This window comes from Sporichthya brevicatena (assembly GCF_039525035.1).
Classification (GTDB): domain Bacteria; phylum Actinomycetota; class Actinomycetes; order Sporichthyales; family Sporichthyaceae; genus Sporichthya; species Sporichthya brevicatena.
Genome location: NZ_BAAAHE010000026.1, coordinates 77,390 through 96,520 on the forward strand (window position 1 = coordinate 77,390; position 19,131 = coordinate 96,520).

The following is a 19,131-nucleotide window of genomic DNA, read 5'->3' on the forward strand; positions in this document are numbered from 1 at the left end:
GGGTGTCACCCTTTCTTGACACGGCGGGTCAGGGCGTGAGGCCCTTCGCCTGCTGGTTCTGCCAGCGGGGGTTCCGGCGGAACTCGGTCTGCTTCGGGTCGACGCCGACGAACGCGGACGCGGCGTAGGCGTCGTCGAGCAGGTGCCAGCGCAGCCAGGCGGTGAGGTAGCCGAGGTAGCCGCTCTTGTTCCGCTGGATCGCGAGGTGGTCGGCCCCGCGCAGGACGCCGAGCGCGCCGTGCGGGACGCGTTGGTAGTACCCGCGCAGGCCGCCCGGGGTGGAGATCAGGCCGTCGGTACCGCCGCCGAGGAAGAACGTCGGCGTCGTCAGTTCCGTGACGGAGAACCGGCCCCGCTGCTCGACGTAGCGGGCGTCGGGCAGGTTGATCGGCACGACGGTGTCGACGAGTCCGCCGGAACCGTTCGCGGCGTTGATCGCCCCGCCGGCGCCCTGGGAGTGGCCGAGGGCCCCGACGCGCGTCGGGTCGAGGACGCCGAAGAACGGACTCGCGGCGTCAAGGTTCGCCCCGAGCAGGTGGCGCAGCGCGGCCAACATCGAACGGCCGTCGGCCTGCTGGGTGTCCGAGGAACCGATGACGACGAAGCCCCACGACGCGAGGTGGCGGAACACCCCGGCGTACTGGTCGGGCCTGGCGTTGGTCCCGTTGCCCCAGATGAGGATCGGGTGCCGCGTCCCGTCACGACCGAGGGCGCGGGGAGAGGCGACAGTGAACGTGAGCCCGTCCGGGATGTCGACCGTCCGGGTCGCGACCGCCCACGGCCCGGCGCCGCGGTAGCGGTCCTCGACCGGGTGCTGCGGTTCGACCTCCGACGTCGCGGGCGCGGCCGGGGCGGTCGGGGCGGCGGCGCCCGGAGTGACGACCGGCCCGGCCACGGCCAGGACCAACCCCACCGTGAGCATGTGCGCGGCGCGCGAGACCGACAGCGGCACCAGATCCCCCCCGAGATCACCGACCGCCGCCGTTTCTAGCAGCGATCACGGGTGCGCGGGCCGGATTCCGCCCGATCGGCGCTGACCGTTCGGGAAGGCCGGCCTGTCCACAGCGGCCGCCGGGGCGGTGGGGCGTCTCTGGTAGGACAGGCGGGTGAGCTCCGCAGGGGGACCGCCCGAGGCGGCGGTCGAGCAGCTGGAGCTCGTGCGCGAGACCGCGCGGCGCACGACGAAGGCGGTCCGGAAGAAGGAACGCGAGCCGGCCCCGGTCGCCGCGGAGCGGCCGGTCGCCCGCGTCGCCGTCGACGTCCCGTTCCCGCACCTGGACCGGCCGTTCGACTACCTCGTCCCGGCCGAGCTCGACGCGGACGCCGCGCCCGGGGCGCGCGTGCGCGTCCGGTTCGCCGGCCAGCTCGTCGACGGGTTCGTCCTCGCGCGGGAGGACCGCAGCGAGCACACCGGTTCGCTGGCCCGGCTGCCGAAGGTCGTGTCCCCGGAACCGGTGCTCGCCCCCGAGATCGCAGACCTCGCCCGGGCCGTCGCGAACCGCTACGCGGGGACGGTGGCGGACGTGCTGCGCCTGGCCGTCCCGCCCCGACACGCCCGCGTCGAGGCCGAGCCGCCCCCGGAACCGCCCCGCCCCACCGGGGGCGTCGATCCCAGGTCCTGGGAGGTCTACCCCGACGGGCCGACGTTCCTGGCCGCCCTGGCGGACGGACGCCCCGCTCGTGCCGTCTGGGCGGCCCTGCCGGGGGCGCCGTGGGCTCCGGCCGTCGCCGCGGCGGTCGCGGCCACCCTCGCCGGCGGCCGCGGGGCGCTGGTCGTCGTGCCGGACGCCCGCGACCTGCAGCGGCTCGGCGCGGCCCTGGACGCCGCCCTCGGCCCCGGCGGCCACGTCGAACTGACCGCCGACCTCGGCCCGGCCGAGCGGTACCGCCGCTGGCTGGCCGTGCGCCGGGGTGCCGCCCGCGCGGTGATCGGGACCCGCGCCGCGATGTTCGCCCCCGTCGCCGATCTCGGCCTCGTCGTCGTCTGGGACGACGGGGACGACCTGCATGCCGAGCCCCGCGCCCCGTACCCGCACGTGCGGGAGGTGCTCTGCCTGCGCGCGCACCTCGCCGGCGCCGCGGCGCTGATCGGCGGGTACGCGGTGACGGCGGAGGGTGCCGCCCTCGTGGAGAGCGGCTGGGCCCGGGCCCTGGCCGCGCCCCGGGAGACGGTGCGCGCCCGCGGCCCCCGGGTCGCGCCGGCCGGGACCGACACCGATCTCGAACGGGATCCCGCCGCCCGGGCCGCGCGTCTGCCGAGCGTCGCCTGGCAGACGGCCCGGGCGGCGCTGGCGTCCGGGCCCGTCCTGCTGCAGGTGCCGCGGCGCGGGTACCTGCCGATCCTCGCCTGCGTCCGCTGCCGCGACGTCGCGCGCTGCCGGGCCTGCTCGGGTCCGCTGGGGCTCGCGGCGGGGGAGCGCACCGCCACGTGCCGGCTCTGCGCCCAGGCCGCCGGCGACTGGGCCTGCCCGGCCTGTGGTGCGACGGCGTTCCGCTCCGTCGTCGTCGGGGTCGCGCGGACGGCCGAGGAGATCGGCCGCGCGTTCCCCAACGTGCCCGTACGGCACTCCAGCGCGGACGGCACCGTGCTGGCCGTCGTGGACGACACCCCTGCCCTGATCCTCGCGACACCGGGTGCGGAGCCCGAGGCTGCGCACGGCTACGCCGCGGCCCTGCTGCTCGACGGCGACGCCCTGCTCGCCCGCGCCGACCTCCGGGCCGCGGAGGAGACCGTGCGCCGGTGGGCGAACGCCGCGGCACTCGTCCGGCCCGGCGGATCCGTGGTGCTGATGGCCGACCCCGCCGCGCCGGCCGTGCAGGCGCTGGTGCGTTGGGACCCGTTCGGCTTCGCCGAACGCGAACTGACGGATCGTCAGGAGCTGGGTTTCCCGCCCGCCGTCCGGCTGGCGGTCCTGACCGGTCCGGCGGCGGCGATCGAGGAGCTGCTCGAGGCGGCGCGACTGCCGGCCGCGGCCTCACGCCTCGGCCCGGTGCCGACCGGTCGCGACGGGAGCGACGAGACCGCCCGGGCCGTCGTCCGCGTCCCGCGGGCGCAGGGGAGTGATCTCGCCGCCGCGCTCCGGGCCGGCGCCGGCGTCCGGAGCGCCCGCAAGGCCGCCGGGTCCGTCCGGATCCAGATCGACCCCGCCGCCCTCGGCTGAGCCCGCCGCGTGGCACCTAGACTGACGGCGGCCCTCCGCACCAACAGAACCGGGAGCTTCACCGCGTGGCGATCCAGCCCATCCGCCTGTTCGGCGACCCCGTCCTCCGTACCCCGGCGGCGCCGGTCACCGAGTTCGATCGCGAGCTCCGGCAGCTGGTCGCAGACCTGACCGAGACCATGCGGGACGCGCCCGGGGCCGGCCTGGCGGCCCCCCAGATCGGCGTCAGCCTCCGCGTGTTCACGTACTGGGTGGACAACGAGCTCGGCCACCTGGTGAACCCGGTCCTCGACCTCTCCGACGAGGAGCAGGACGGCGAGGAGGGGTGCCTCTCGCTCCCGGGCCTCAGCTTCCCGACCACGCGGGCGCTGCGGGTCGTCGCCAAGGGCCAGAACATGTACGGGGAGCCGGTGGAGCTCGTCGGCTCCCACCTGCTGGCCCGCTGCGTGCAGCACGAGACCGATCACCTCGACGGGATCCTGTTCGTCGACCGCCTGGACGACGAGACCCGCCGTGCCGCCCTGCGCGCGATCCGGGAGTCCGCGTGGGCCGACGGCACCCCGCCCCAGATCAAGATCTCGCCGCACGCCACCGCCGGCCGCGCGATCTGACGGCTCCTCATGCGTCTGGTCTTCGCCGGTACTCCGGAGGTCGCGCTCCCCAGCCTGCGCGCCCTGCTCGACTCCCACCACGACGTCGTCGCCGTCGTGACCCGTCCCGACGCCCCGACCGGGCGTGGCCGCACCCTGCGCCCCAGCCCGGTAGCTGAGGTCGCGGCGGAGGCGGGACTCGAGATCCTGCGGCCGCCGTCGCCGAAGGACCCCGAGTTCCTCGACCGGCTCACGCAGATCGCGCCGGACTGCGCGCCGGTCGTGGCCTACGGCGGTCTGCTGCCGGACGACGCGCTCGCGATCCCGCCGCACGGCTGGGTGAACCTGCACTTCTCCCTGCTGCCCGCGTGGCGCGGCGCCGCCCCGGTGCAGCGCGCCGTCCTCGCCGGTGACGAGATCACCGGCGCGACGACGTTCCGGATCGTCCGTGAGCTCGACGCCGGGCCGGTCTTCGGCGTCCTCACCGAGACGATCCGCCCGACCGACACCAGCGGCGATCTGCTCGGCCGGCTCGCCGAGGCCGGCGCGGGCCTGCTGCTCGCCACCCTCGACGGCATCGAGGCGGGGTCGGTCGAGGCCGTGCCGCAGCCGGCCGACGGCGTCTCGCTCGCCCCGAAGCTCAACCCCGCCGACGCCGAGGTCGACTGGCGGGCACCCGCGATGCACGTCGACCGCCTGATCCGGGCGTGCACCCCAGCCCCGGCGGCGTGGACGCTCTTCCGCGGCGAGCGCGTGCGCCTCGGTCCCGTGACGCTCCGTCAGGACAGTCGCGGCCTCGCGCCGGGGGAGCTGCTCGTCGAGAAGAACGCGGTTCTGGTCGGGACCGGGACGCACGGCGTGGCCCTCGGCGATGTGACGGCGCCGGGCAAGAAGCCGATGCGCGCCGCCGACTGGGCCCGCGGTGCCCGCCCGTCCTCCGGGGAGCTGCTCGGCGGCGAGGCGTCGTGAACGACGACCCCCGCGGACGCTCGCGGCGGGGTGGCCGACCGGCATCGCGGTCCGGTGACCGAGCCCGTCAGCGCAACCCCCGCAGCGAGCCGGCCGACCCCGCGCGCCGGGCGGCGTTCGACCTGCTGCGGGCGGTGGCGGACCGGGACGCGTACGCCAACCTCGTCCTGCCCGGCCTGCTGCGCGAGCGTGGCCTGACCGGGCGCGACGCCGCCTTCGCCACCGAGCTCGGCTACGGCACCCTGCGCGCCCAGGGCACCTACGACGCGATCCTGGCCGCCTGCGTCGACCGTCCGCTGGAGAAGCTCGACCCCGGGGTCGTCGAGGTGCTGCGCCTGGGTGCGCACCAGTTGCTCGGCCTGCGGACGCCGCCCCACGCCGCCGTCTCGGCGACCGTCGCGCTGTGCCGGGCCGCCGTCGGCCCCGGACCGGCCGGTCTGGTGAACGCCGTGCTCCGCAAGGTCTCCGCCCACGACCTGGACGCCTGGGCCGCCGAGCTCGGCCCGGCCCGGGACGCCGACCCCGCCGGACACCTCGCCCTGCGGCACGCCCACCCGCGTTGGGTCGTCTCCGCCGTCGCGGACGCCCTCGGCGCCGGGGGACGGGCCGACTGGGACGAGGTCGAGGCCGCCCTCGCCGCGAACAACGCCCCGCCGCGCGTCACGCTCGTCGCCCGCCCGGGGCGAGCCGCCGTCGACGACCTGGTCGCGGCCGGCGCGCAGGCGGCCCCGTACTCGCGGGTCGGTGCGATCCTGCCCGGCGGCGACCCGGGCGGGCTGTCGCTCGTGCGCTCCGGCGCGGCCGGTGTGCAGGACGAGGGCAGCCAACTCGTCACCCTCGCGCTCGCCGACGCGCCCCTCGACGGACCCGACGCCCGCTGGCTCGACATGTGCGCCGGTCCCGGCGGCAAGGCCGCGCTGCTGGCCGGGCTGGCCGGCGAACGCGGTGCCTGGCTCGTGGCGGCCGAGGTCGCCCCGCACCGCGCGCGTCTGGTCGCCGCCGCGCTCGGGTCCGAACGCGCGGCGGCACCGGTGGTGGCCGACGGCCGCGCGCCGGCGTGGCCCGCCGACACGTTCGACCGCGTCCTCGTCGACGCCCCGTGCACCGGCCTCGGCGCGCTGCGCCGGCGTCCGGAGAGCCGGTGGCGCCGCGAACCCGGCGACGTCGGCCGGTTGTTCGACCTGCAGCGCGAACTGCTGCTCTCGGCCATCGGCTCCGCCCGGCCCGGGGGACTCGTCGCCTACGTCACCTGCTCGCCGCACCCGGGGGAGACCCGCGGGGTCGTCGCCGCCGCGACCGCCGACTCGGCCCGGTCCGGCCGCCCCGTCGAGCCCGTCGACGCCCGGTCCCTGTTCCCCCGTGTCCCCGACCTCGGCGACGGCCCCCACGTCCAGCTCTGGCCCCACCGCCACGGCACCGACGCGATGTTCCTCGCGCTGCTCCGCCGCTCCTGACCCCGCCGCTCCTGACCCCGCCGCGCCGACCCCTGCGGGATGACGTCCCGCAGTGATGCCCTGTCAGCCCGGGCTAAGGCTGACACCCCCACCCTCCGGGACCTCATCCCGCAGAGATGCCCTGTCAGCCCGGGCTAGGGCTGACACCCCCACCCTGCGGGACGTCATCCCGCAGGAGAGGGGCGGGGGGGTACGCAGGATTTCGTAGGGGCGGAGCCGCTCAGGGGAGGACGCGGGAGAGCGGCGGGGTAGGGACTCTGGTGATCATGAGTACCCAGACCTCCCCCCCGGCCCGCGTGGCCCTGTCGCGCCCCGCGCGGCGGGTGGCGCTGGTCGTGCACATCGTCGCGTCGGGGGCGTGGCTCGGGCTCGAGATCGCGCTCGGGGCGCTGGTCCTCGCCGCACTCGCGACGGACGACCCGATGCGGGAGGCGGCGGTGCTGCAGGCGATCGAGGTCGTCGCCGTCGGGCCGATGATCGCCGCCGGGGCGCTGACGCTGGTCTCCGGGATCGTGCTCGGCCTCGGGACGAAGTGGGGCCTGCTGCGCTACCGCTGGGTCGCGGTGAAGCTGGTGCTCAACGTGGTCCTGCTGGTGCTCGTCCTCGTGGCGCTGCGCCCCGGGGCGGCCGAGGTCGCGGAGACGGGCCGGGCCCTGGCCGCGGGGACGGCGAGCGAGCGCGGCCCCGGCGACCTGGTCTTCCCGCCGATCGTCTCGACGATCGCTCTGTCGTTCGCGATCACCCTGTCGGTGGTCAAGCCGTGGGGTCGCCTGCGCCGCGGGTGAGCGGTCGTGTTCCATTCTCCCCGTGAGTTTCGCCCGGGTCCCCAAGCGGATCCTGCTGGGGACCCCGATGCGCAGCGACAGGCTCGGGGACACCCTGCTGCGGAAGCGGGTCGGCCTGGCGATCTTCGCCTCCGGCCCGCTGTCGTCGGTCGCCTACGCGCCGCAGGAGATCTTCCTGGTGCTCTCGGTCGCCGGGGCGGCGTACTTCCAGGAGGCGGCCTGGTTCGGGCTCGCGATCGGCGTCCTGATGGTCGTCGTCATCTCCTCCTACCGGCAGAGCGTGCGGGAGTACCCCGGCGGCGGCGGTGACTACGACGTCGCGATGGACAACCTCGGCCGCACCGGCGGTCTCACGGTCGCCAGCGCCCTGATCGTCGACTACGTCGTCACCGTCGCGGTCTCGGTCTCCGCCGGCGTCGACAACCTCGGCGCCGCCGTCCCCTTCGTGGCCGAGCACCGCGTGCCGACGGCGCTGGCGGTCATCGCCGTCCTGATGCTGCTCAACCTGCGGGGTATGGCCGAGTCGGGTTTCTGGTTCGCGATCCCCGCCTACACCTTCGTGGTCGGCGTCCTGGCCCTGATCGGCGTCGGCCTGTTCCGCATCCTCGTCCTCGACGACGACGTCAAGGCACCCACCGCCGACTACGAGGTGGTGGCGAGCTCCAGCGGCGTCACGGGTCTCGCGCTCGCGTTCCTGCTCGTCCGCGCGTTCTGCGCCGGCAGCGTCGCCCTCGCCGGCGTCGAGCAGTCGGCCAACGGCGTCCCCGCGTTCCGCGAGCCCAAGGGCCGCAACGCCGCGACCGTCCTGCTGTTCATGGGCGGCATGGCGATCACGATGTTCGCCGGCCTCGTGACGCTGGCCGCCCTGACGGACTTCAAGGTCGCGGACGACCCGGCCACCGAGATCCTCATCGACGGGCAGCCGGCCGGACCCGACTACGAGCAGGACCCGATCATCGCCCAGATGGCCGAGGCGGTCTTCGGGGACGGGTCCTGGCCGTTCCTGGCCCTCGCCGTCACCACGACGCTGATCCTGTTCTTCGCCGCGAACACCTCGTTCAACGGTTTCCCGCAACTCGGGTCGATCCTGGCGCGGGACCGCTGGCTGCCGGGGCAGCTGCGCCAGCGCGGGGACCGGCTCAGCTACAGCAACAGCATCGTCGCCCTGGCGATCGCCGCGGGCGTGCTCGTCTACCTCGTGGACGTGAACGTGTCGAGCCTGGTCGGCATGTACATCGTCGCGGTCTTCATCTCCCTGACGCTGGGTCAGGTCGGGCTCGCGAAGCATTGGACGACGTTGCTGCGGTCCGGCGCCGAGTCCGTCCCGCGGCGCCGGCTCCACCGCGACCGGGCGGTCAACGTCGTCGGAGCGGTGTGCACCGGAGCGGTCCTCGGAGTCGTCCTGGTCTCCGACTTCCTCGACGGCGCCTGGGTCGTCGTCGCCGCGGTCCCGGTCTTCTTCGCGATGATGCACAAGATCGCGAAGCACTACGACCAGCTCAACGCCGAGCTGACCCCGACCAAGGGCGGGGTCACCCTGCCCAGCCGGATCCACGGGATCGTGCTCGTCTCCAAGCTGCACACCCCGACCCTGCGCGCGCTCGCCTTCGCCCGGGCGACCCGGCCGGACACCCTCGTCGCGCTCACGGTGCAGACCTCGCCGGAGAGCACCGCCGAGCTGCTGCGCGAGTGGGCCGAGCACGACATCGAGGTGCCGCTCACGGTGCTCGACTCCCCGTACCGCGAGGTGACGCGGCCGGTGCTCGAGTACGTCCGCAACGTGCGCGTCGCGAGCCCGCGCGACGTCATCTGCGTCTTCGTCCCGGAGTACGTCGTCGGCAAGTGGTGGGAGCAGCTGCTCCACAACCAGACCCCGCTACGCCTGAAGGCGAGGCTGCTCTTCCAGCCCGGGGTGATGGTCACCAGCGTCCCGTGGCAGCTCGGCTCGGCCGAGCAGCTCGAGGCCCGGCGGACCTACAAGCCGCGCTGAGCGGGCTCCCGCGACCGGCCGGTGTCAAGAACCCGTCAGGATCCGCGGCCCACCCGCCAGGGAGCCGTCAAGGCCGACCATCCGGGGCGAGCACCGGATGTTGGTTGAGGACGTGACCATTCTCCATTCCCCGAAGCGGCTCCTGCTCGGGTCGCCTCTGCGATCGGACCGCCTCGGGGAGACGCTGCTGCGCAAACGCATCGCGTTGCCGATCTTCGCCTCGGACCCTCTGTCGTCGGTCGCGTACGCGCCGCAGGAGATCTTCCTCGTGCTCTCGGTCGCGGGCGTGACCTACTACTCGTACAGCTTCTGGTTCGCGGTCGCGGTGGCGGTCCTGATGGGTACCGTCGTCGCCTCCTACCGCCAGAACGTCCACGCTTATCCCGGCGGCGGGGGCGACTACGAGGTGGCGACCCGCAACCTCGGGGAGGCCGGCGGACTGACCGTCGCGAGTGCACTGCTCGTCGACTACGTCCTCACCGTGGCGGTGTCGGTCGCGGCCGGCGTCGACAACCTGGCCTCCGCCGTCGGGGTCGTGGGCGCGCACAAGGTCGCTGTGGCGCTCAGTGTGATCACCCTGCTGACCCTGGTGAACCTGCGCGGCGTCAAGGAGGCCGGCGTCGCGTTCGCGCTCCCGACCTACGCCTTCGTCGTCGGGGTCCTGACGCTGATCGCGGTCGGGCTGACGAAGGTCTTCGTCCTCGGCGACGATCTGCGGGCGCCGACGGCGGGGTACGAGATCGTCGCCGAGCACAGCGACCTGACCGGCCTGGCGCTCGTGTTCCTCCTCATGCGCACCTTCGCCTCCGGCTGCGCGGCCCTGACCGGCGTGGAGGCCATCGCCAACGGCGTGCCCGCGTTCCGGGAGCCGAAGAGCCGGAACGCGGCGACCACCCTGCTGGTGATGGGCGCGCTCGCGGTCTCGATGTTCGGGGGGCTGATCCTGCTCGGGCAGCAGTCGGACCTGCGGGTCGCCGAGCGCCCGGCGACCGAGATCCTCATCGACGGCGTGCCCGCCGGGCCGGACTACCACCAGGACCCGATCATCGCCCAGGTCGCGGCGGCCGTCTTCGGCGACGGCTCGTTCGCCTTCGTCTACCTCGCGGCCGTGACGGCGCTGATCCTGTTCTTCGCCGCGAACACGGCCTACAACGGCTTCCCGCTGCTCGCGTCGGTCCTGGCACACGATCACTACCTGCCGCGCCAGCTCCGCCAGCGCGGGGACCGCCTCGCGTACAGCAACGGCATCGTCCTGCTCGCGGTGGCCGCCGGGGCCCTGGTCTACGCGTTCGACGCCGAGGTCACGCGCCTGATCCAGCTGTACATCATCGGGGTCTTCGTCTCGTTCACCCTCGGCCAGACCGGGATGGTGCGGCACTGGACGCGGCTGCTCCGCACCGAGACCAAGCCGGCCCGCCGGTCACGGATGATCCGGGCGCGGGTGATCAACTCCGTCGGTCTGTTCTTCACCGGGGCGGTGCTCGTCATCGTGCTCGTCACGAAGTTCACCCACGGGGCGTACCTGGTGCTGATCGCGATGCCGATCCTGTTCGCCGGGATGAAGGGCATCCGGCGCCACTACGACCGACTGGTCGACGAGCTCACGCCCCCGCCCGCCGGCGTGACGCTCCCCAGCCGGATCCACAGCATCGTGCTGATCTCGCGGCTCCACACACCCGCGCTGCGCGCTCTCGCCTTCGCCCGCGCCACCCGGCCGGACACGCTGACGGCGCTGACCGTGCAGATCTCTCCGACCGCCACGCGGGCGCTGCTCGAGGACTGGGCGCGCCGGGACATCCCGGTCCCGCTCACGGTGGTCGACTCGCCGTACCGGGACGTCATCGGGTCCATCGTGGAGTACGTGCGCACGCAGCGCCGGGAGAGTCCGCGTGACGTCGTGTGCGTGTTCATCCCGGAGTACGTCGTCGGACACTGGTGGGAGCAGTTGCTGCACAACCAGACGGCGCTGCGGCTCAAGGCGCGGCTGCTGTTCCAACCGGGGGTGATGGTCACCAGCGTCCCCTGGCAGATCGGGTCCGCGGCGGGCCGCGAGTCACGCCGTACGCCGGTCGCCTGACGGGGTGTGAGACTGATACCCGTGCCGGACGACGAACCCTCGAGCGCGGGCGCGGGACTGCCCCGAACGCGGCGCTGGGCGGCCCTCGGCACCGCGGCCGCGGTGCTCCCGGCGATGACGGTGGTCATGGTCGGGGTGCGCGAGAACCTGGACCTCGAAAGCGTGCTCCTGCTCTACGTCCTCGCCGTCGTGCTGATCTCACTGCTCGGAGGCGTGCTGCCCGCGGTGGTCGCTGCGGCCGCCGCTCTGCTGCTCGCGACGCACTGGTTCACCGAACCCTACGGCGACTGGGACGTCACCCACCGGCTGGACGCCATCGCCCTCGTCACCTTCGGGCTCGTCGCGGTCGGGGTCAGCGTCACCGTCGAGCTCGCGGCACGGGCGCGGGTGGCGGCCGCGCGCGAACGGGTCGAGGCGGACCTGCTCTCGCGGGTCACCTCCGGCCCCGTGCGCGAGACCTCGCTGGCCGACGTGCTCACGCAGGTCCGGGACGCCTTCGGCATGACCTCGGTCGCTTTGCTCGCGGATGCTTCGACCGGGTCGCCCCGCACCGTGGGCCGGGTCGGCCCGCCGCTCACCGAGGCGCCGGTAATCTCGGCCGATGCCGGGGACGGGCTGCGGCTCGTGGCCGTGGGCCCCGAGCACCTCGCGGCCGACCGGCGGCTCTTCGGTCGCCTCGCCGGAGCGGCCGCCCGGGCCTGGGACGCGCAGCGCCTGGCCGAGGCGGCCGCGCAGGAGGCGGCGCGGGCGGCGGACCTCGCCGAGGTCGACCGGCTGCGATCGGCTCTGCTCGCCGCGGTCGGACACGACCTGCGCACGCCGCTGGCCGGGATCAAGGCCGCGGTGTCCAGCCTGCGGGCACCCGACGTCGCCTTCGCGGAGGCGGACCGCGCGGAACTGCTGGCCCAGATCGAGAACTCCGCCGACCGACTCGACGAACTGGTGGCGAACCTGCTCGCGATGAGCCGGCTCCAGGCCGGTGTGCTCTCGGTGCAGATCGCCCCGGTCGCGCTCGACGAGGTCGTCGCGCGTGTGCTCCTCGAAGGGTCCCGCGACACCCCCGTCGAGGTCGACGTCCCCGACGACCTGCCCCATGCCCGCACCGACGGCGGACTGCTCGAGCGTGTGGTGGCGAACGTGGTCGACAACGCGTGCCGGTTCGCCCCGGCGGGGACCGTCGTGCGCATCGTCGGACGCGCGACGGCCGACGGGCGGGCCCTGCGCCTGGCGGTGACCGACCGCGGCCCCGGCGTTCCGCCGGAGCAGTGGGAGGAGATGTTCACCCCGTTTCAGCGGCTCGACGATCGCAGCGGGCCCGGGGTCGGCCTCGGTCTCGCGATCGCGCGGGGCTTCACGACCGCGGTCGGCGGCACCCTGACTCCGTCCGCGACCGAGGGTGGCGGTCTGACGATGACGCTGACGCTCCCGCTCGAGCCGGATTCGGCGGGCCGCACATGACGCAGCGTCAGAATTTCGACGGTCGCGCGTGTGTGCTCGTGGTCGACGACGACGCGACGCTGCGCCGGGCGCTCGGCATCAACCTGCGCACCCGGGGGTACGAGGTGCTCGACGCGGCCGACGGCGCGACCGCCCTCGCCGTCGCGGCCCGGCGGTCGCCGGACGTGGTGATCCTCGACCTCGGCCTCCCGGACCTCGACGGCGTCGAGGTGATCCACGGCCTCCGCGGCTGGTGCTCCGCGCCGATCGTCGTGCTGTCCGCCCGGGAGGACCAGGCGCAGAAGGTCGCAGCCCTCGACGCCGGGGCGGACGACTACGTCACCAAGCCGTTCGGCATGGACGAGCTGCTCGCCCGCATCCGGGTCGCTCTGCGCCGCGCCGTCGTGCCGACGGAGGAGAGCACACCGGTCGTCACCACCCCGGACTTCACCGTCGACCTCGCCGCCCGGCGGGTGACCACCGCGAGCGGCGAGGTCCGCCTGACCCCGACCGAATGGGCCCTGCTGGAGGTCCTGGTCCGGCACGCCGGCCGGCACGTCCCGTCCCGGACGCTGCTGCAGGAGGTCTGGGGTCCGGCGTACGGGACCGAGACCAACTACCTGCGCGTGTACGTCGCGCAGCTACGCCGCAAGCTCGAGCCGGACCCGGCCCGGCCGCGCTACCTCATCACCGACCCGGGGATGGGGTACCACTTCGTGCCCGCCGACCCGCGCTGACACGGCTCTTCGCTCCGCTCGTCGTCGCGCTGTCCCGGGTCTTCGTTGCCGGAAGAGTGAAGGAGATCGCGATCTCGCCCGGTCCGGAGACCGAGCCGGGCCCGATCTCGGCCTTGCTCAGCCGGACGCCGGGGCCCGCGCTGGCGACGAATCCGCTGCCGCCGCCCCCGCCGCCGCTGACCATGTGGAGGTCCGTGGCCGGGGCGATCGCGTCGGTCGGGACGCTCGTCCCGCCCCCGCCACCGCCGAAGAAGCCGCCCCCGCCACCGCCCCCGCCGCCGGGGGCACTGAGCGACGCCGCACCGAGACCACCGACGCCCTGCTCTCCGTCGCCCGCGCCGGGACCGCCGGCGCCACCGTTGGTCACCAGGCCGCCGAGACCGCGGTTGGGCCCGCCGGAGCCCGGGTCGCCCTCGGGCCCGCCGCCGGCCCCGCCGGCACCACCGGGCGTCCCGCTGTACGTCCCGCCGCCACCACCGCCGCCGCCCGCCGCGAGCAGCGGCACCGCGACCTGCGGGAGCGTGTTGTGTGCCATGACGAACGTCCCGCCGCCGCCACCGCCGCCACCGCCGCCGAACTGGTTGAACGGGTCGCAGACGTCGGTGCTCGGGTCGAGCTGCACGGTGCCGCCGGGCGCGCCGCCGTTCACCCCGCCGGCCCCGCCGGTGATGCCGTTCGCGGACGACCCCATCCCGCCGACGTAGAGGTCGAGCACCTGACCGGGCTCGACGTTGAGGACCGCCCGCGCCGTGCCGCCGAGACCGCCGAGGGCACCGGTCACGGAGCGGGCGCGGGGGAGGGACAGGGTGCCGTCGGTGCAGTCGCTCTGCTGGTCCGCGTCCCCGGGTCCGCCGGAACCACCGCGGGCACTGACGACGAGGTTGACCACGCCGGCGGGGACGGTGAAGACCGTCGCGATCGCCGAGGGTTGGGTGAACAGGCACTGGACGGCCCGGCCGCTCGTCGAGCACTCGGCGGGCAACGGCGCGCCGGGTACGGCACCGGCCGGGGGAGCGGTGGTGGTCACGAGGAGCGGTGCCAGCAGCGGACCGAGAATCCACGGCCGGCGTGGGCCGACGACCCTTCCCCGCATCACCCGCTGTGCCATGGCGATCCTCCCCGGTCCGGGCGTTCAAATTAGTCGAGACGTGCCCGTGGGATCAGGGTCCACACGAGCGATTCGCCACCAGGAAAAGGCATTTCCGGTTAAGAAGTCCGCACGGCGATCCAGCGGGGAAGTGAGATCGCGTCCGTGGTCGCGGTGTCGGCGATGCGTCGGCGGTGCGAGGGCTGCCGATACGCTCCCGGTCTCATGGGTGTGCAGATCTCGCCGAGCATCCTCTCGGCCGACTTCTCCCGGCTGGCCGAGGAGTGCGACCGCGTCGCGGGAGCCGCGGACTGGCTCCACGTCGACGTCATGGACAACCACTTCGTGCCGAACCTGACGCTCGGGCTGCCGATCGTCGAGTCGTTGCTGAAACGCGTCAGCACGCCGGTCGACTGTCATCTGATGATCGCCGACCCGGACCGGTGGGCCCCCGGGTACGCCGAGGCCGGCGCCGGCTCGGTGACCTTCCACGTCGAGGCCGCCCACGCCCCCATCCGCCTGGCTCGCGCGATCCGGGCCGCGGGCGCCCGGGCCGGGATGGCGCTCAAGCCCGCCACCGACGTCGAGGGGTACGCGGACCTGCTGCCCGAGATCGACATGCTCCTGATCATGACCGTCGAGCCCGGCTTCGGCGGCCAGGCGTTCCTCGACGTCGTCCTGCCGAAGATCCGCCGGGCCCGCGAGCTCATCGCGGGCCGCGCCCTCGACCTGTGGCTGCAGGTCGACGGCGGCGTCTCGGCCGGCACGATCGAACGGTGCGCCGAGGCCGGCGCGGACGTCTTCGTCGCCGGGTCCGCCGTGTACGGCGCGGACGACCCGGCCGAGGCCGTGCGCCGCCTGCGGGCCCAGGCCGAGGCGGCCACCGCGGCCGCGCCCTGGGCGAAGTAGGACCGATGGCGTCCCAGGCCGAGTACGCGGCGATGCGCCGTGCCCTGGCCCTCGCCGGTCGCGGGCTCGGCACGACCAGTCCCAATCCGGTCGTCGGAGCCGTGGTGCTCGACATCGTCGGCACCGTGGTCGGCGAGGGCTTCCACGTGAAGGCCGGCGGTCCGCACGCCGAGGTCCTCGCGCTGGCCGCCGCCGGGCCGCGGGCCCAGAACGGCACCTGCGTCGTCACGCTCGAGCCCTGCAACCACACCGGCCGGACGCCGCCGTGCGTCCAGGCCCTGCTCGACGCCGGCATCGCCCGCGTCGTCGTCGCCGTGCGGGACCCGTTCGGACCGGCGGCCGGGGGAGTCGAGGCCCTGCGCGCGGCCGGGCTCGAGGTCGAGGTCGGTGTCCTCGCGGCCGAGGCCGAGCGGGTCAACGAGGCCTGGCTGACCTCGGTCCGCACCGGCCGGCCGTTCGTCACCTGGAAGTACGCCGCGAGCCTCGACGGTCGCTCCGCCGCCGTCGACGGCACCAGCCAGTGGATCACCGGCCCCGCGGCCCGTGCCGACGTCCACCGGCTCCGCGCCGAGTGCGACGCCGTGATCGTCGGCTCCGGGACCGTCCTCGCCGACGACCCCGCCCTCACCGTCCGCGACGCCCCGGTCCGCCACGGCCAACCGCTGCGGGTGGTCCTCGACTCCGGCCTGCGCACCCCGCCGACCGCACGCGTCCTCGACGACACGGCCCCGACCCTGATCTTCAAGGCCCCGGGGGCGGTGGACGGCGACCCGCGCCTCTACGAGGGCGCCAAGATCGTGACGGTCCCTCAGGCCGCGGACGGCACCGGTGTCGACCTGCACGCCGTCCTGGCCGAGCTGCACTCCCGCCAGGTGGTCTCCGTGCTGCTCGAGGGCGGCCCGCGCCTCGCCGGGTCGTTCCTGGCGGCCGGTCTGGTCGACCGGGTGGTCGGCTACGTCGCCCCGGTGCTGATCGGCGGCGACGGGCTCCCCGCCCTCGCCGGTCCCGGCGCCCCGACGATCGAGGCCGCCCGCCGATTCCGACTCGACGAGATCACCCCGGTCGGCCCGGACGTTCGCCTCGTGGCCCGACCGGTGGTCCCGAGCGCGCCCCGCGAACCGGCAGTGGAGAATTGAGCGATGTTCACGGGCATCGTCGAGGAACTCGGTGAGGTTCTCGGCCTCGAAAACTTGAGCGAGGACGCGGCGCGGCTGACGCTGCGCGGCCCGCTGGTCTGCGGCGACGCCCGGCACGGGGACTCCATCGCGGTCAACGGCGTCTGCCTGACGGTCGTCGACGTCGTCGACGGCGCGTTCACCGCCGACGTCATGAAGGAGACCCTCGACCGGTCCGCGCTGGGCGGCCTGGGCCCGGGCTCGCCGGTGAACCTGGAGCGGGCGGTCACGATGGCGACCCGGCTCGGCGGCCACCTCGTCCAGGGCCACGTGGACGGCGTCGGTCAGGTCCTGTCCCGTACGCCGGCCGAGCACTGGGAGCTGGTCGAGATCAGCCTTCCGGCCGCGCTGGAGCGCTACGTCGTGGAGAAGGGCTCGATCGCGGTCGACGGGGTCTCGCTGACCGTGGCCGCCCTCGGCCCGGGCTCGTTCACCGTCAGCCTGATCCCCACCACCCTGGGGGCGACTACGCTGGGCCGACGAGCGCCCGGCGACCAGGTCAATCTCGAGGTCGACGTGCTCGCCAAGCACGTCGAGCGGTTGCTCCACCTCGACCAGGCGGTCGAGGACCGGGTCGACGGCACGGTTTCTGGACGCGGAGGTGACCGATGACGGCCGAACAGGCCGGGCCGCCTCCCGCCAACCCCGGATTCACGTTCGACTCGATCGAGCGCGCTGTCGCCGATCTGCGCGCCGGCAAGGCGATCGTCGTGGTGGACGACGAGGACCGCGAGAACGAGGGCGACCTGATCTTCGCCGCCTCCAAGGCGACCCCGGAGCTCGTGGCCTTCATGGTCCGCTACACCTCCGGCGTCATCTGCGTCGCGATGCCCGGCCCGGAGCTCGACCGCCTCGGTCTGCCGCCGATGACGATGGTCAACGAGGACCGCAAGCAGACGGCCTACGCGGTCTCCGTCGACGCCCGGGACGGCATCTCCACCGGCATCTCCGCCAAGGACCGCGCCCGCACGATCAAGGTGCTCTGCGACTCGGCCACCGAACCCTGGGAGCTGACCCGCCCGGGCCACGTCTTCCCGCTCCGCGCCGTCGAGGGCGGCGTGCTGCGCCGGCCGGGCCACACCGAGGCCTCGGTCGACCTGGCCCGCATGGCCGGCCTCACACCGGCCGGCGTGATCTGCGAGATCGTCAACGAGGACGGGTCGATGGCCCGCCTGCCCGAGCTCGCGACGTTCGCCACCGAGCACGACCTCGCGCTGATCTCCATCGCCGACCTGGTCTCCTACCGCCGCCGCGTGGAGTCGCAGGTCAGCCGCCTGGCCAAGACCCGGCTCCCGACGGTGCTGGGGGAGTTCCAGGCCTACGCCTACGCCGACTCCGGCGCCGCCCACTCCGAGGACGAGCACGTCGCGCTGGTCCGCGGGGACGTGACCGGCGGCGAGGGCGTCCTGGTGCGCGTGCACTCCGAGTGCCTGACCGGCGACGCGTTCGGCTCGCTGCGCTGCGACTGCGGCCCCCAGCTGCGCTCCGCGCTCGCGCGGATCAACAAGGAGGGCCGCGGCGTCGTGGTCTACCTGCGCGGCCAGGAGGGCCGGGGTATCGGCCTGGCCCACAAGCTGCGCGCCTACGAGCTGCAGGACGCCGGCCGCGACACGGTCGACGCCAACCTCGACCTGGGCCTTCCCGTCGACGCCCGCGACTACGGCGTCGGCGCGCAGATCCTGCTCGACCTCGGGGTCCGCTCGGTGCGTCTGATCACGAACAACCCCGCGAAGTGCCGCGGCCTGGAGTACTACGGCGTGCCCGTGCTCTCCCGCGTCCCCTCGATCATCGAACCGACCCCCGAGAACGTGCACTACCTGCGGACGAAGCGGGAGCGCATGGGTCACGACATCCCGGAGGCCGACATCTGCGGCGAGCACGACGACAGCGCCGGACCCTGGACGCCGTTCACGTGAGCGAGTCGGCATGAGCGGAGCAGGAGCACCCAAGCTCGACCCGACCGAGCTCGGCGACGTCGCCGGCCTGCGGGTCGCGATCGTGGCCGCGCAGTGGCACGCCGAGGTGATCGACGGCCTGCTCGACGGCACCCACCGTGCCCTCAAGGAGGCCGGTCTGGAGGCAACGACGCTGCTGCGCGTCCCGGGCGCCTTCGAGCTGCCGGTGGCGGCGCGCCGCCTCGCGGCCACTCACGACGCGGTCGTGGCCCTCGGGGTCGTGGTTCGCGGTGGCACCCCGCACTTCGAGTACGTCTGCCAGGCGGCGACTCTGGGCCTCACCCAGGTCGCCGTCGAGACCGGCGTGCCGATCGGTTTCGGGCTCCTGACCACGGACAACGACGAGCAGGCCTTCGCCCGCAGCGGTCTGCCGGGCTCGTCCGAGGACAAGGGTTACGAGGCCGCCCAGGCGGCCGTGCAGACCGCGGCGGCGCTGCGCGCCCACCCGCTCCCGTAGCCTGTTCCCCCGTGAAGACGTTCGAGGGGCTGTTCGCAGAGCTCACCGCGAAGGCCGCCCAGGGTGACCCCGCGTCAGGGACGGTGCAGGCCCTGGAGCGTGGCGTGCACTTCATCGGCAAGAAGGTCGTCGAGGAGGCCGCCGAGTCCTGGATGGCCGCCGAGCACGAGGGTGCCGACCGCGCCGCCGAGGAGATCTCGCAGCTGCTCTACCACGTCCAGGTGCTGATGTTGGCCACGGGCCTGTCGCTGGACGACGTATACGCTCATCTGTGAGCGCCGTAAGAAAAGGGTGTCACCCTTTTCTTACATCGCCCCCGTCGTTCGATCCCCGGAAAGGGGCCGTTTC

17 protein-coding genes are annotated in these 19,131 nt (G+C 74.2%); 15 read left to right on the forward strand and 2 right to left on the reverse strand.

The window, feature by feature from the left end; translation table 11 throughout:
* Window positions 1–28: 28 nt before the first annotated feature.
* The gene (locus tag ABD401_RS15985) at window positions 29–952 is read right to left on the reverse strand and encodes a poly(ethylene terephthalate) hydrolase family protein (protein ID WP_344606477.1); all 924 of its coding nucleotides are present in this window, start codon (window positions 950–952) and stop codon (window positions 29–31) included.
* A 154-nt stretch (window positions 953–1,106) separates the two neighbouring features.
* Here ABD401_RS15985 and ABD401_RS15990 point away from each other — a divergent pair, with 154 nt between their 5' ends.
* The 9 genes from ABD401_RS15990 to ABD401_RS16030 all read left to right on the forward strand — a co-directional run bounded on the left by ABD401_RS15990 (window position 1,107) and on the right by ABD401_RS16030 (window position 13,200).
* Window positions 1,107–3,161: a primosomal protein N' gene (locus ABD401_RS15990; RefSeq protein WP_344606479.1), complete on the forward strand. Its 2,055-nt coding sequence runs from the start codon at window positions 1,107–1,109 to the stop codon at window positions 3,159–3,161.
* 65 nt (window positions 3,162–3,226) lie between these two features.
* Window positions 3,227–3,772 (forward strand): peptide deformylase, encoded by a 546-nt coding sequence (gene def, locus ABD401_RS15995; protein WP_344606481.1) that lies wholly within the window; start codon window positions 3,227–3,229, stop codon window positions 3,770–3,772.
* Window positions 3,773–3,781: 9 nt separating this feature from the next.
* Window positions 3,782–4,720 (forward strand): methionyl-tRNA formyltransferase, encoded by a 939-nt coding sequence (fmt, locus tag ABD401_RS16000; RefSeq protein WP_344606483.1) that lies wholly within the window; start codon window positions 3,782–3,784, stop codon window positions 4,718–4,720.
* On the forward strand, window positions 4,717–6,174 hold the full coding sequence (locus tag ABD401_RS16005; protein ID WP_344606485.1) for an RsmB/NOP family class I SAM-dependent RNA methyltransferase: 1,458 nt from the start codon (window positions 4,717–4,719) through the stop codon (window positions 6,172–6,174). The genes fmt and ABD401_RS16005 overlap by 4 nt, the downstream gene beginning before the upstream one ends.
* 266 nt (window positions 6,175–6,440) lie before the next feature.
* A complete protein-coding gene (locus ABD401_RS16010; protein ID WP_344606487.1) occupies window positions 6,441–6,959 on the forward strand; it encodes a hypothetical protein in 519 nt (172 codons plus the stop codon).
* A 22-nt stretch (window positions 6,960–6,981) separates the two neighbouring features.
* Complete coding sequence (locus tag ABD401_RS16015) at window positions 6,982–8,949, forward strand: APC family permease (RefSeq protein ID WP_344606489.1); 1,968 nt, start codon at window positions 6,982–6,984, stop codon at window positions 8,947–8,949.
* 97 nt (window positions 8,950–9,046) lie between these two features.
* A complete protein-coding gene (locus tag ABD401_RS16020; protein WP_344606491.1) occupies window positions 9,047–11,026 on the forward strand; it encodes an APC family permease in 1,980 nt (659 codons plus the stop codon).
* Window positions 11,027–11,047: 21 nt separating this feature from the next.
* On the forward strand, window positions 11,048–12,484 hold the full coding sequence (locus ABD401_RS16025; RefSeq protein ID WP_344606493.1) for a sensor histidine kinase: 1,437 nt from the start codon (window positions 11,048–11,050) through the stop codon (window positions 12,482–12,484).
* The gene (locus tag ABD401_RS16030) at window positions 12,481–13,200 is read left to right on the forward strand and encodes a response regulator (protein WP_344606495.1); all 720 of its coding nucleotides are present in this window, start codon (window positions 12,481–12,483) and stop codon (window positions 13,198–13,200) included. Before ABD401_RS16025 ends, ABD401_RS16030 begins: the two co-directional genes overlap by 4 nt.
* On the opposite strand, the gene ABD401_RS16035 is transcribed toward ABD401_RS16030, so the two are convergent.
* Entirely contained in the window at window positions 13,151–14,308 is a 1,158-nt protein-coding gene (locus ABD401_RS16035) for a glycine-rich protein (RefSeq protein WP_344606497.1), read from the reverse strand. The two genes, ABD401_RS16030 and ABD401_RS16035, sit on opposite strands and share 50 nt — an antisense overlap.
* A gap of 204 nt (window positions 14,309–14,512) precedes the next feature.
* On the opposite strand from ABD401_RS16035, the gene rpe reads away from it, so the two are divergent.
* Genes rpe through ABD401_RS16065 form a run of 6 tightly spaced genes read left to right on the forward strand, consistent with a single transcriptional unit; the run spans window position 14,513 to window position 19,058 of the window.
* Window positions 14,513–15,196, forward strand: coding sequence for a ribulose-phosphate 3-epimerase (gene rpe, locus ABD401_RS16040; RefSeq protein WP_344606499.1), 684 nt, complete (start codon window positions 14,513–14,515; stop codon window positions 15,194–15,196).
* 5 nt (window positions 15,197–15,201) lie between these two features.
* Window positions 15,202–16,332 (forward strand): bifunctional diaminohydroxyphosphoribosylaminopyrimidine deaminase/5-amino-6-(5-phosphoribosylamino)uracil reductase RibD, encoded by a 1,131-nt coding sequence (gene ribD, locus ABD401_RS16045; protein WP_344606501.1) that lies wholly within the window; start codon window positions 15,202–15,204, stop codon window positions 16,330–16,332.
* A gap of 3 nt (window positions 16,333–16,335) precedes the next feature.
* The gene (locus ABD401_RS16050; protein WP_344606503.1) at window positions 16,336–16,983 is read left to right on the forward strand and encodes a riboflavin synthase; all 648 of its coding nucleotides are present in this window, start codon (window positions 16,336–16,338) and stop codon (window positions 16,981–16,983) included.
* The gene (locus ABD401_RS16055; protein ID WP_344606504.1) at window positions 16,980–18,287 is read left to right on the forward strand and encodes a bifunctional 3,4-dihydroxy-2-butanone-4-phosphate synthase/GTP cyclohydrolase II; all 1,308 of its coding nucleotides are present in this window, start codon (window positions 16,980–16,982) and stop codon (window positions 18,285–18,287) included. The genes ABD401_RS16050 and ABD401_RS16055 overlap by 4 nt, the downstream gene beginning before the upstream one ends.
* 10 nt (window positions 18,288–18,297) lie before the next feature.
* Entirely contained in the window at window positions 18,298–18,783 is a 486-nt protein-coding gene (gene ribH / locus ABD401_RS16060; RefSeq protein WP_344606506.1) for a 6,7-dimethyl-8-ribityllumazine synthase, read from the forward strand.
* 11 nt (window positions 18,784–18,794) lie between these two features.
* The gene (locus ABD401_RS16065) at window positions 18,795–19,058 is read left to right on the forward strand and encodes a phosphoribosyl-ATP diphosphatase (protein ID WP_344606508.1); all 264 of its coding nucleotides are present in this window, start codon (window positions 18,795–18,797) and stop codon (window positions 19,056–19,058) included.
* Window positions 19,059–19,131: the final 73 nt, after the last annotated feature.